Source organism: Sebaldella termitidis ATCC 33386, from assembly GCF_000024405.1.
GTDB classification, from domain to species: Bacteria; Fusobacteriota; Fusobacteriia; order Fusobacteriales; family Leptotrichiaceae; genus Sebaldella; species Sebaldella termitidis.
In genome coordinates, this window is sequence record NC_013517.1 from 3,351,915 (window position 1) to 3,364,988 (window position 13,074).

Here is a 13,074-nt window from a genome sequence, read left to right on the forward strand (position 1 = left end):
TAATTTATTAAATATTTTGTATAATATTCTGCAAAATACTGTTTTATCCGTTTAAACTTTTACTTATTATACAACATAAAACCATATTTTGTCCAATGACAGCAAATATGATACATATAAAAACCGGTCTGTTTCCCTGTTAAAAAACAAAGTATACAGACCGGCACCGAAAAAACCAGATTTATTGCTTAGATTCTCTTTTTATTTTAAAATTTTACTCTTTTGCTTCAGGAAATATCATCCTTATTGATTTTTGACATGCGTTCGTCCATTTTCAGGAAAGGAAGATATATAAATATAGTAATTATAATAATCACTAACTGCAGCACCGCTGCACGCCAGTCTCCTCCTGTAGCAAGAAACGCTGAAATAACCGGAGGCGTTGTCCATGGAATCTGTACCACTACATGATTTATAAGTCCCACTGAAGTGGCAAAATAAGCAGTAAGCAGAGAAAATACCGGTGCTATTACAAACGGAACAATAAGGAACGGATTAAAAACTATAGGCAGTCCAAAAATCACCGGTTCGTTTATATTGAATAAACCTGGCATAAATGACATTTTAGCAACATCTTTATAATCTTTTCTTCTTCCAAAAATAAAAATCGCTATAAGAAGAGCTATTGTATTGCCCGAACCTCCTGTTATACCAAAAACATCTTTAAATGCGGAAGTAATTATATGAGGTATGGGCTGATGATTCGCATATGCCAGCATATTTTCCTGCATATTCTGGAGCAGAAACGGATCCAGCAGAGGATTGGATATAACAGCCTGATGAATCCCGAATCCAAAAAACAGATTTCCCAGACACATTAAAAATAAAAATCCGAAAAGACTTGTTGTCACATGGCTTAGAGGCTTTGTTATAAGCATGGAAATCAGCTGATTAAAATCTAATTTAAACAGAAGATTCAATAAAAACGATATTATTGCAAAGATAATTACATTTATCATAATAGGGATCAGTACATTAAATGATTTGATTACTGCCGGCGGAATATCTCCCGCTATATTTATCTGAAGCTTTTTATTTGCCGAAAGCTTTATAAATATATCAGTAGCAAAAAGACCGACTATAATTCCTACGAACATACCAGTAGCATTTGTATAATTCACAGGAATAACACCATTTACAACAAAGCTTTCATTCAGCCCTTCAGGTTTAAACGTACTCATAAAAGGAGTTACGACAAAAAGTGTAGACAAGCTTACTAATACTGATGCAAGTACATTATCAAAATTTCTGTTCTGGCTTAGATGATATGAAACAGACGCAGTAACAATGACTGTTATTATGCCGAGTGTTCCGTTTGAAACCGAGCTTCCTATTTCCTGAAGCCTTGTAAGAATTTTTGGATCTATTATTTTCCCCATAAATCCTGACGGTTCTAAAATAACATAATTAATAAATATTACAAACCCTGCCAGAATCATAAAAGGCATAATAGATGCAAAGCCGTCCCTGAGAGATCTCAGGTGAATCTGTCCGCCCAGTTTTACAGCTACCATTCCGAAATAATCAGATATTCTTTTTTTATCTTTTTTCATATTTTCCCTCCGAATTTTTATTATACTAACTTATCAGTATCATATAGAAAGCCGTTTTCTTCCGTCATCTTTTTAAAAAATTCCCCGCTCTTTTTTATTGTTCTTTTTTGTGTAGCAAGATCCAGCGAAACGAGCCCGTATCTGTTTTTATATGCATTTATCCATGACCAGCAGTCTATAAATGTCCACAGGTGGTATCCCTTTATATTGCATCCTTCATTTACTGCTTTATACAGATATGCCAGATGGTCTTTTATATAATTTATTCTGTATTCATCAATAATCTGTCCGTTTTCTCCGAGAAATCTCTCTTCATCTGCTACTCCCATTCCGTTTTCAGAAATAAATGATTCTATATTGCCGTAGTTTTCCTTTATATCCATACATAAATCATAAATTCCTTTTTCATATATTTCCCAGCCTCTGTATATATTCATTCTCTTTCCGGGCATATTATGAAGTTCAAAAAACCATTCAGGCAGAAAAGGACTGTTTTTATTAACAGCTGTTAATCTGGCTTTCACCCTTCTCGGCTCATAATAATTAAGCCCCAGAATCTGTGCAGTATTTTCAGATATTATTTTCAGATCTTCCTCTGTATAATCAGGCATCTGATCGTATTCTTTCAGTATAGATACCAGTTTTTTATTAAAAGTCCCTTTTACCATAGGATCAAGAAAGCTTCTGGTATAAAATGCATCTGCGGTTTCTGCTGCTTCTGTATCCCATTTATTGCTGCTTCTCGGATATGTAGGACTAAGGTTTAATATAACTCCTATTTTTGACTTCAAATTCAGCTTCTTAAATTCTTTTATAGCCTTTGCATGTGCCAGTATTGTGTAAAAAGCTGCCTGTGCTCCTTCTTTAAAATCTATAAAATTCGGATAATGAAAGTCTTCGAGATATGTTCCTAAAATAGGACCGAGAGGTTCGTTGGATGTAAACCAGTGATAACCAAGATCACCAAATTCCTTAAAGCATGAAACTGCATAATTAACATAAGCTTCCACTGTTTCACGTGATGCCCAGCCTCCCAGCTCCTGTAATTTCATCGGCATATCAAAGTGATATAGATTTATAAAGGGCTTTATATCATTTTTTATCATTTCACTCATTAAGTCCCTGTAAAAATCAACAGCTTTTCTGTTTATTTCTCCTCTTCCTCCGTCAGGAAATAAACGTGCCCATGATAAGGAAAGTCTGAAAGAATTATGCCCTGTTTCTTTCATAAGTCTTATGTCATCCTTGTAACGGTTAAAATGATCAGTAGTTACATCTGGTCCTATTCTGTCATAAAACCTGTTTGGTTCTTCGCTAAACCAGCGTTTCCATATAGTTTCTGCTTTTCCGGTATCCCCTGTTCCTTCCGACTGTTCTGCGGACCATGCTGAGCCCCACCAAAAATCCTCAGGAAATACTATTTTCTTTTCCATAAATACCTCCTATCTCATAATTATAGAAATTATAACACCCAATTTTTTAAAAAGCAATACTTTTTTATAAAAGTATATACTTTTTGTTTTATTTCATTTTATATGATATAATTCACTATCAAAGGAGGACTTTATGGAACCAAAAATAAAATATATGTATATATATAATGATGTAAAAAATAAAATAAATAATAATAAATATAAAATTGATACGAAACTTCCCACTGAAACAGAGCTTGCCAAAATCTACGGCTGCAGCAAGCTTACGGTAAAAAAAGCCCTCGGTCTTCTTGAGAGTGAAGGGATGCTTATGAGAAGAAGGGGTTCCGGTACTTATGTAAAAAGACACTCTATCCTGAATAATGAATTTATTATAGAGCCTACATCCAATCTTACTGATAAATACGGCGAAAAAAATGTGGAATCAAAAATAGTAAAATTTCTAATAGAAAAACCGTCAGAAAGAATTGCAGAGATCTTGAATATCAAGGATGATTATATTTATCATATAGAGAGAATAAGGTATATAAATAAACAGCCTTATTCAATAGAATATACTTATATGCCCCTTTCCCTGATAAAAGGTCTTGAACCGAAGCATTTAGAGCACTCTATTTATAATTATATACAGGATATACTAAAACTAAAGATAAAAACAGGACATATTTTTATCAGAGGAAAAGAATTTACCAAGGAAGAAAAAGAACTTCTTAATATAAAAAGTGATAAATTCAGTATAGAGCTGGAAAAGAAGGTTTATCTTGATGACGGGGATATTTTTGAATATTCTGTCACTAAGCATGTATATGAACATTTTGTTTTTGAAACAATATTTGTTAATAATTAATAAAATAAAAAGCTGTATTCTTGATAAAGTGTGCGCAGAAATTAAATTTTCCGGTCTTTATCCTTTGAATAATACAGCTTTTTTTATCAGTCAAAATATTTTTTTATTGATATTACTGCAAAACAAAAAGAAAACGATCATTTTTTGTTTATTTCCCAAAATTTCTTTATAAATTTTTGTTAAACAAATATCGTTCCCTGATTTATCTATTTCCCTGATACCTGATAAAAGTTTTTTATATCTGAGAGAAAGTTATATTATCTGTTCTTTTTTCTGCTTAGTGATATCTTAAATTTTGAAATAAGACCTCTGTCTCTCGAAACAGAAAACTCTACAGGATTATAATCAGCATCAAATGTCACTGTTTTGACAAGCTGAATTGCAGTTCCCTGCTTTATTTCCAAAGCTTTTGAATCTTCTTTATCGGCATTTATCGCCGTAAAAGTTTTTTCCGCATAATTTACTTTGACATTATAGTATTTGTACAGAATATCAAATAATGAATTATTCGAGAAATCAAATTTTTCCAGATTCGCTGCAAGACTTTTCGGAATATATGTCGTAACAAGCTCCAATGGAGATTCGTCAATATATCTAAGTCTTTCCAGCTTATAAAAATCTTTCTCACTTCCTCCAAAAATATCAGCTAATTCATCATCAGATTTTACTGTGCTGAAGTCTATCAGCTTTGTTCTGCTGACCATCCCTTTTCTCTGGGCTTCCTCATCAAAGCTTCTAAGCTCCGACAGATCCCAGTAGTCAGTCTTGGGCTTTGCTATAAGAGTTCCTACTCCCCGTTTTCTCGCCAGATAATTTTCCTGTACCAGTATATCTATAGCCTGCCTTATAGTCGTTCTGCTTACATTATATTCCTCCATTAGCTTAAATTCTGAAGGAAGATAATCGCCTACATGTAAAATTCCTGAATTTATCTTCTCTTTCATGTCATCCTTTACCTGTGCATATAACGGAGTATGGCTTAATTTATCAATTTTAGGCTTATCCATTCGATAATATTTCCTTTCGTAACATTTATTACTTACTTTTTAAATAGTTTAACAGGTATTTTCAAATAAATCAAGATATCTCATTTAACTCATTTATTTCTCACTTTAAGCATAAATCAAATTTTTACGTTGACATATATTTAAAATTATGCTAGCATAACATCAAAGACAATATGACGTCATGACGTCATTATGTGTGAAAATTTAAGGAGGTATTTTTTTATGGGTAACATATGGCTGGATATGACTGGAAAAATTATTATTGTTACCGGAGGAAGCATGGGAATCGGACAGCACATTGTCGAAGATCTGCTTACCGCAGGTGCTACAGTCGTAATCGCAGATAAAAGTAAAAATGACGACCTGGCTTCAAAAGAAAATGTTTTCCATTTTACATGCGATATTTCCAAAAAAACAGAAGTGTATTCTTTGATTGAAGAAACAGTGAAAAAATTCGGAAAAATTGACGGATTGGTGAACAATGCCGCAGTACACGGTCCGCGTCTCCTTGTAGATTATTACAATAATGACCCTGAACGCGAAGCAAGCGAGAAAGATTTTGATTTTATGACAAGTGTTAATCTGAAAGGAGCTTTTTTTTGCTCACAGGCAGCTGCCCGGATTATGATCGGACAAAAGAGCGGCGTTATCGTGAATATAAGCTCTGAAGCCGGCAATGAAGGTTCACTTGGACAGAGTATCTATTCTGCTACTAAAGGCGCTTTAAATGCATTCACTCTTTCATGGGCAAAAGAACTGGGAAGATTTAATATCAGAGTGGTTGGCGTAGCACCTGGGATCAATGAGCCTACACCTATGGGAAACGCAGAGCATGTAGCTGAATTCGCATATGCAAGAGGCGTAAAAGCTTCTGATGTTTCTCCTGATTATCAAAAGACACTTCCGCTTGGAAGAGTAGGAAAGCTGGATGAAATCGCAGATCTGGTAACTTATCTTTTATCAGACCGTTCATCATATATAACAGGTACAATAATTAATATTACAGGTGGAAAATCAAGAGGATAATTATTTTATTAAGATTGGAGGAGATTTATGAATACTTATCCATGGATAATTATTATGACACACGGTAACTTTGGAGCAGAATTGAAAAAAAGTGCCGAATTGGTTTTAGGACCTCTTAAGGACGTTTACTGCCTTTCTCTGAATGAGGGTACTGATCCTATGGAACTTTCGGAGGAGCTTGCCGGAATCCTTGAAAAAGCTCCGGATAATACAATTATTTTAACAGATTTATATGGCGGGACTCCGTCCAATGTTGCTGCCATATATGCACCCAGAAAGAATTATACAGTAATCAGCGGTGTTAATTTTCCTATTCTTATTGAAGCAGAGATGAGCAGAACTCCCGAAGAATGTGAAGATTCACAAAGCTGCGGCACTATGGCCGAAAGATTGATTTCTGCCGGAACTGCCGGTATATCAGATATAAGAAAAATTATGGAGGAGATGAGGAAAAAATGATAGACGGTATTAAGCTGGTTCGTGTTGATTTCCGACTTATTCACGGACAGGTAATTACAAAGTGGAGTAATACTATCTCTGCTAAAGAAATCATAGTGGTTAATGATCAGCTGTCTAAAGACGAATATATGGCTGAAATATATATCATGGCTGCACCGCCTGGTATGAAGGTCAATGTTCTTTCCATAAATGATTTTGTCACACAGGCTAAAAATAATACGTATGCTTCAGGAAATGTACTGGTTCTTTTCAAAAATATCAAGGATGCAAGAGATACAGTAGATCTGGGTATTCCGTTTAAACAGGTGCAAGTCGGCGGACTTGGAAGCGGAAACGGAAGAACCTCTGTGGTAAAAGGTATTTCCATTGATGCTGCGGATGTTGAAAATCTTACCGCTATCCAGAATTCAGGAGCCGAGGTCTCATTCCAGGTTACTCCTGAGGAACAAAAATTATCATTAGAAAAAGCTTCTAAGAAAGTGAGAGGATAATATGTTAATAGTAAGTATTTTTACAGGAATTTATTATTGGATTATGAAAACTGACGTGGGATATGCCATTACCCATGCAATACGTCAGCCGCTGTTTTCGGCACTTTTGATCGGGCTCATCATGGGAGATGTAAAGCAGGCAGTTATTATCGGAGCTGCAGTGCAGATTTTATACATTGGTTTAGTGGCAGCAGGCTCTAATCTTCCGGCCGACGACTGTCTGGCAGGACTTATTGCAATTCCTATTGCTCTAAAATCCGGGCTTTCTCCTGAATTAGCCATAGCAATTGCTGTTCCCGTGGGTGTAATGGGTGTTTTTGTGGATCAGCTCAGAAAAACAATTAATGTAATTTTTGTTCACATGGCTGATAAATATGCAGAAGAAGGAAATACCAGACAAATTACTCTGTGTAACGTGTTATACCCTACTTTATTAAGCTTTTTTATGCGTTTTCCGATTCCTTTTCTGGCTAATTTATACGGTGCAGATGCTGTAAAATCTTTTATGGATACAGTTCCGCAATGGATTATTCATGGTTTCAGCGTAGCAGGAGGTCTTCTTCCAGCTCTGGGATTCGCTCTTACAATGTTTGTAATAGGGAGAAAAGAAATGCTTCCATGGTTCTTTATAGGATATTTCATGATAAGATTCAGCGGAATGCCTGTAATAGGAGCAGCAATATTTGGATTATGCGCGGTTCTTCTGATTACTATGTATAAAAGAAAAAGTGAGGAGGCATAACTATGGAAAATGAAGAAAAAAAATTAATTACCATAAAAGATGTAAGAAGCCACTGGCTGAGATATTACATGACATGTGAAATGGGTATTTCTTATGAACGTCTTCAGGCAGTGGGACTTTGTTCAGCTCTGGTTCCTGTTCTGAAAAAGCTCTATCCCAATAAAGATGACCTTTCAAAGGCTCTCCAGAGACACCTTGTATTCTATAATACAGAAGCTGTTTTTGGTTCACTCATAAACGGAATTGTTATTGCCATGGAAGAACAGAAAGCAAACGGAGAACCTATAGAGGACGAAACAATAACAAGTTTGAAAACCGGACTTATGGGACCACTTGCGGGTATCGGAGACTCTATAGACTGGGCTACTCTAAAACCGATTATTTTCGCACTTGCTGCTACTCTTTCCGCTACGGGAAATCCTATAGGGTGTTTTGTACTGCTGGCTCTGCCTGTTATTCAGATAGCTATCGGACTGAATCTTTCAGTTTACGGATATAAGGCTGGACGTTCTTCCATCAGAGATATATTAAATTCCGGACGTATCAAAGAGCTAATTCTCGGTGCCAGTACACTCGGGCTATTTATGATGGGTGCTTTATCATCTACATATGTAAAACTCTCTACTCCTGTTGTTATAAACTTTGGTAAAGGAAATGAGCCGTTTATACTGCAGAATGTAATCGACGGAATTGTACCCGGTCTGCTGCCCCTTGCGGCTGTTTTGGGGATCTACTGGTGGCTGAATAACAAGAACCAGAAAATGATTATGATTATGCTGATTATACTGGCTGTTTCCCTTATAGGAGCTGTTACAGGACTTCTTTAAAAATCAACTCTCAAATATATCAATATTCCAGTGAAAGACCCTGAAATACTTTGCGTACTCTCTATTAACATATGCAGGGTCTTGATAATAATAAAGAAAGGTAATAACAATACAGCATTGTTATTAATAAGGTTATTTTTATGAAAAAAGCAGTACATTTTGGTGCAGGAAGTATCGGAAGAGGATTTATCGGAGACCTGCTTCATGATACAGGCTATGAAATAGTTTTGGTTGATGTAGATAAAAATATAGTAGAGCAGATAAACAAAACAAATTCTTATGATCTTTATATTATTGAGGAAAATTATAAAAAGAAAACAATAGATAATGTAAAAGCTGTTCTTCTTACTGATACGGATAAAATTGCCGGAGAAATTGCCGGTGCAGAACTGGTTACGGTTTCTGTGTGGGTCGACAATCTTCCCGGAGTTGCTGTTCCTCTTCTGGCAGGACTGAAAAAAAGAGTCGGGAAAGAAGCTGGCAAATTAGATGTTCTGACTTGTGAAAATGCTATTCACAATGGTTCTATTCTAAAAAATGAAGTATTAAAGCTGGATGCGGATTTTACCGAAGATATGCTGGACAAAGCAGCAGCATTTCCGGATACAGCTGTAGACCGTATGGTTCTTGCTTCTGAAAGAAACGGTGTAAAAAGTGTGGATATTGGTCTCGCCCATGAACTTGTTATCGAAAAAAGCAAGCTTACAGATCCGGAATCAGAGCCTGTAAAAGGAGCTGTTTACACGGAAAATATGGATAAATATATAGAACGAAAGCTGTTCATAATAAACGGCGGTCATGCTTGGGCAGGATATATGGGACATATCTGCGGTTTTACAACTATGCAGGAGGTATTCGAAGATGAGAATTTTACTTCTTCGGTAAGGGAGGTAATGCAGGAAATCGGTGCTCTTATTGCTCAAAAATATAATTTTAGTATTGACGAGCTGAATAATTATATTGATTTTGTCATTAACAGGTTCAAAACTCCGGGAATTACTGACTATATAAGCAGAGTCTCAAGAAATCCCATTCGAAAACTAAAAGCCGGTGAGAGGCTTACAGGCCCTTGTATTCAATGTGAGGAGAGAGGACTGAAAAATGACAGACTGATCGAAGGCATTGCAGCAGCACTTTTATATGACATTTCGGAAGATAAGCAAAGTTCAGAGCTTCAGACTCATATAAAGGAGCATGGTATCGAGGAATCAGTAAGCTTTTATACAAGCATCCCGGCCGATTCAAAGCTCCATAAAAAAATAGTCGAAAATTATAAAATATTAAGTGAAAAAAAGAAATCTCACAGCTATACAGCCACAGGAGGTGTTTAATGACATTCTCAAACAATGACGGAATAAAAATAGTATCCGGCATAATCAAAGCAGTAAAATCTAATCGTGCATATCTCAGTGAAATTGACGGTGCAGCAGGTGACGGCGATCACGGCATAAATATGAGCAAAGGCTTTACTATTGCCGAGGAAGAAATAAACAGCAGAAAGTCAGTGTCAATGAGTGAAGGTTTTCTGATTATAAGTGATGTACTTGTAAGTAAAATAGGCGGTTCTATGGGACCGTTATACGGAAGCTTTTTCCGCGGTCTCTACGCAGCTTCAAAAAAGGCAGAAATAATTGATAAAAATATTATATTGTCCATGCTTGAAAAAGCATATTCAAATCTTTCCATGTTAACTGATGCAAAACCGGGAGATAAAACACTAATTGATGTTCTTGATCCGGCTGTCTCAGCTTACAAAAAATCTGTTGAACAAAATTATGATTTTGATATCTGCCTTAAGAATATGATTTCAGAAGCTGAAAAAGGACTGGAGTCTACTAAAGATATGGTTGCCCGATTAGGAAGAAGCAGCAGGCTGGGTGAACGTTCACGGGGTCATCTGGATGCCGGTGCGGCATCATGTTATATAATTTTACGGGCAATTGCTGATACTGCTGTAGAACTAATGAATTAATAGGAGGTAGAAATGCAAAGATTTGTTAATGATCCTGATCTTATTGTGGAGGATATGCTCTCAGGATTCGTAAAAGCAAACCCTGAAACAGAACTGTCAGATAAAAATGACCGCGTAATAAAGTTTACAAAGGCTTCCAATACTGATAAAGTAGGATTGGTTACAGGCGGCGGAAGCGGTCATGAACCGGCATTTCTGGGGTATCTCGGAGACGGTCTGCTTGATGCCGTGGCTGTGGGGGAAGTCTTTTCTTCGCCTCCTGCACAGGCATTCTATGATGCGATTCTGGAGGCTGATAAAGGAAAAGGCGTAGCAATACTATTCGGAAACTATGCCGGGGATAATATGAATGTAAAGATGGCAGTACAAATGGCAGATGAAGAAGATATTCCCGTAAAATATATCGTTGCCAATGATGACATTGCCTCTTCTCCCAAAGAAACAAAAGAGAAACGACATGGTATCGCAGGCGGATTCTTTATGTGGAAAGCAGGCGGAGCAAGAGCTGCTTTAGGCGGCAGTATTGATGAAGTAATAAAATCTGCAGAAAATATAGTGAACAAAACAAGAAGTATATGCATAGGCTTATCGCCATGCACTATCCCTGCAGTAGGAAAACCAAATTTCCAGATAGAAGACGGAACAATGGAAACAGGAGTCGGACATCACGGCGAAGCGGGAATAAAAAAAGAGAAACTTAAAACAGCTAACGGCATTGCAGAAGATATCACAGGCAGAATACTTGAAGACTTCGCTTTTAATGACAAAAGAGAGCTTGCTGTTATGATTTCCGGGCTTGGAAGTACTCCTGTCATGGAGCTGTATGTTTTATATAATAAGGTGGAAAAAATACTAAAGGATAAAGGGCACAAAATATATAAGGTTTATATAGGAAACTTTGTTACTTCCCTTGATATGAACGGTGCTTCTCTTACTATTGTTGATCTTGACGATGAAATAAAGGATCTTCTGGAATTTCCGGCAAGTCCTGTAGGAATGAAAAATTATTAATAGGGTATATTACTGCTGCTAGTTATATTCCGGTATTTTCAAGGATACCTTTTATTTATAAGCAAAATTTTTTTTAAATCAAATCATTAAAACCATTAATAAAAATACTAAATCAGATAGGAGAATAACATGAAATTACAATTAGCTTTAGACGAACACAAACTTGAGGATGCTTTGGCTTTCGCGGAAAAAGTCATTGATTATGTGGATATTATAGAAATAGGGACTCCGTTTGTTATTGATTCGGGCATGAATGCAGTAAGAAAGTTCAAGGAAAAATTTCCCGACAAAGAAATTCTTTCGGATGAAAAAATAATGGACGGGGGTTATTATGAATCACAGCTGGCATTCGAAGCCGGGGCTGAATATGTTACCGTACTCGGTGTTACAGATATCGCTACGGTAAAACAATGTGTAAGAGCCGCGGATGATTTTGGTAAAAAAGTTGTCGTTGATATGATCTGTGTAGACAATATACCGGCTAAAGTTACACAAATGGAGGAATTAGGTGCACATATACTGGCTGTTCATACAGGTGCCGACCAGCAGGCTGAAGGCAGAACACCTCTTGATGATCTTAAGGTTATGACAGATTGCGCTAAAAAAGCTAAAATCGCTGTTGCAGGCGGAATCAGTAGTAAAACAATAGATAAATATGTAGCACTAAAACCTGATATAATAATAGTGGGAAGCGCAATTACACGTGCGGCAGATCCCGTGGAAGAAGCACGTCTTATAAAAGAAGCCATAAAAAAATCTCAATAAAAACGGAGGAAATCATATGACAGAATGTAGAAACCTGAAACTTATTATACAGGAATTAGCAGAGAATGCTAAAGTAATTGATAACGACCAGCTGATAGAAGCTGAAAAATTAATCAGAGAAGCCGGCAGAATATTTATAGCAGGTGCCGGACGTTCGGGATTTGCAGCAAGAGGCTTTGCAAACAGACTTATGCATCTGGGATTTCACTCTTACTTCGTAGGTGAACCAACTACTCCCTCTATACAAAAAGGTGACCTTATTGTCATAGGCTCAGGGTCAGGAAATACTGCAAGCCTTGTCAGCATGGCAAAGAAAGCTAAGAGTCAGGGGGCTAAGCTTGTTACTCTGACTATTTTCCCTGAGAATACCATAGGAAGCTTTGCAGATGTAATTATTCAAATTCCGGGTGTTACCTCTAAAGCTGATAATGAACAGGAAGAACCGGATTCTATACAGCCGAAGGGAAACTCATTTGAACAGTTAAGCTGGCTGATCTATGACAGTATGATAATTGATCTGAAAAGAGAAACCGGGCAGACTGAAGAACAGATGTTTGCCAGACATGCGAATCTGGAATAATCTTCTATAATAATTAACTGCCATTATTTCCTAAATAAAGGAAAAGGAACTGTATTTGAAATAAATCTCTTTTAAAATTCAGATACTCAATATTATATTTTTGAGCTAAAATTTTGAAGAAATGTCATTTTGAACAGTTCCTTTTTATTTTACGCTATTTCTGATTCTAAATAAAACACAAATAAATAGCTGCTGTCTTTAAATGTAAATAATCTGATAAAATTTCAGAAAAATCATTAATTAAAAAATACGTACCTTAAAAGTCAGAAAAAGCTGCGGCTTTAAAAGTACGTTTTCAAAACAAATTTGTTTATACTAATAAATTAAAATAACTGTATTGATTCTATGAAAAATTCAATAG

The 13,074-nt window shown here is 36.2% G+C and carries 14 protein-coding genes; 11 read left to right on the forward strand and 3 right to left on the reverse strand.

The features are described 5' to 3' along the window. Window positions 1–227: 227 nt before the first annotated feature. Both STERM_RS15785 and STERM_RS15790 read right to left on the reverse strand, forming a co-directional pair. A complete protein-coding gene (locus tag STERM_RS15785) occupies window positions 228–1,553 on the reverse strand; it encodes a PTS sugar transporter subunit IIC (protein WP_012862623.1) in 1,326 nt (441 codons plus the stop codon). A gap of 20 nt (window positions 1,554–1,573) precedes the next feature. After that, the gene (locus STERM_RS15790) at window positions 1,574–2,986 is read right to left on the reverse strand and encodes a glycoside hydrolase family 1 protein (RefSeq protein ID WP_012862624.1); all 1,413 of its coding nucleotides are present in this window, start codon (window positions 2,984–2,986) and stop codon (window positions 1,574–1,576) included. 133 nt (window positions 2,987–3,119) lie between these two features. On the opposite strand from STERM_RS15790, the gene STERM_RS15795 reads away from it, so the two are divergent. Beyond that, on the forward strand, window positions 3,120–3,833 hold the full coding sequence (locus STERM_RS15795; protein WP_012862625.1) for a GntR family transcriptional regulator: 714 nt from the start codon (window positions 3,120–3,122) through the stop codon (window positions 3,831–3,833). Between the two features lie 257 nt (window positions 3,834–4,090). Here the strand turns inward: STERM_RS15795 and STERM_RS15800 are convergent, their stop codons facing one another. Beyond that, entirely contained in the window at window positions 4,091–4,840 is a 750-nt protein-coding gene (locus STERM_RS15800; RefSeq protein WP_012862626.1) for a GntR family transcriptional regulator, read from the reverse strand. A gap of 222 nt (window positions 4,841–5,062) precedes the next feature. Between STERM_RS15800 and STERM_RS15805 the strand changes: the two genes are divergently transcribed. The 10 genes from STERM_RS15805 to hxlB all read left to right on the forward strand — a co-directional run bounded on the left by STERM_RS15805 (window position 5,063) and on the right by hxlB (window position 12,713). Then, window positions 5,063–5,866, forward strand: a complete 804-nt coding sequence (locus STERM_RS15805; protein ID WP_012862627.1) for an SDR family oxidoreductase — start codon at window positions 5,063–5,065, stop codon at window positions 5,864–5,866. Window positions 5,867–5,893: 27 nt separating this feature from the next. Continuing rightward, a complete protein-coding gene (locus STERM_RS15810; RefSeq protein ID WP_012862628.1) occupies window positions 5,894–6,325 on the forward strand; it encodes a PTS sugar transporter subunit IIA in 432 nt (143 codons plus the stop codon). Continuing rightward, the gene (locus tag STERM_RS15815) at window positions 6,322–6,816 is read left to right on the forward strand and encodes a PTS sugar transporter subunit IIB (RefSeq protein WP_012862629.1); all 495 of its coding nucleotides are present in this window, start codon (window positions 6,322–6,324) and stop codon (window positions 6,814–6,816) included. Before STERM_RS15810 ends, STERM_RS15815 begins: the two co-directional genes overlap by 4 nt. Before the next feature lies 1 nt (window position 6,817). Further along, window positions 6,818–7,558 (forward strand): PTS mannose/fructose/sorbose/N-acetylgalactosamine transporter subunit IIC, encoded by a 741-nt coding sequence (locus STERM_RS15820; protein WP_012862630.1) that lies wholly within the window; start codon window positions 6,818–6,820, stop codon window positions 7,556–7,558. Between the two features lie 2 nt (window positions 7,559–7,560). Next, on the forward strand, window positions 7,561–8,385 hold the full coding sequence (locus STERM_RS15825) for a PTS system mannose/fructose/sorbose family transporter subunit IID (RefSeq protein ID WP_012862631.1): 825 nt from the start codon (window positions 7,561–7,563) through the stop codon (window positions 8,383–8,385). A gap of 140 nt (window positions 8,386–8,525) precedes the next feature. Further along, window positions 8,526–9,716, forward strand: a complete 1,191-nt coding sequence (locus STERM_RS15830) for a mannitol dehydrogenase family protein (RefSeq protein ID WP_012862632.1) — start codon at window positions 8,526–8,528, stop codon at window positions 9,714–9,716. Further along, window positions 9,716–10,357 carry a dihydroxyacetone kinase subunit DhaL gene (dhaL, locus tag STERM_RS15835; protein WP_012862633.1) on the forward strand — a complete coding sequence of 214 codons (642 nt, stop codon included), beginning with the start codon at window positions 9,716–9,718 and terminating at the stop codon, window positions 10,355–10,357. The genes STERM_RS15830 and dhaL overlap by 1 nt, the downstream gene beginning before the upstream one ends. A gap of 12 nt (window positions 10,358–10,369) precedes the next feature. Continuing rightward, window positions 10,370–11,368 carry a dihydroxyacetone kinase subunit DhaK gene (locus tag STERM_RS15840; RefSeq protein ID WP_012862634.1) on the forward strand — a complete coding sequence of 333 codons (999 nt, stop codon included), beginning with the start codon at window positions 10,370–10,372 and terminating at the stop codon, window positions 11,366–11,368. A 129-nt stretch (window positions 11,369–11,497) separates the two neighbouring features. Then, entirely contained in the window at window positions 11,498–12,133 is a 636-nt protein-coding gene (hxlA, locus tag STERM_RS15845) for a 3-hexulose-6-phosphate synthase (RefSeq protein ID WP_012862635.1), read from the forward strand. A 16-nt stretch (window positions 12,134–12,149) separates the two neighbouring features. Beyond that, entirely contained in the window at window positions 12,150–12,713 is a 564-nt protein-coding gene (gene hxlB / locus STERM_RS15850; RefSeq protein ID WP_012862636.1) for a 6-phospho-3-hexuloisomerase, read from the forward strand. Window positions 12,714–13,074 lie beyond the last annotated feature (361 nt).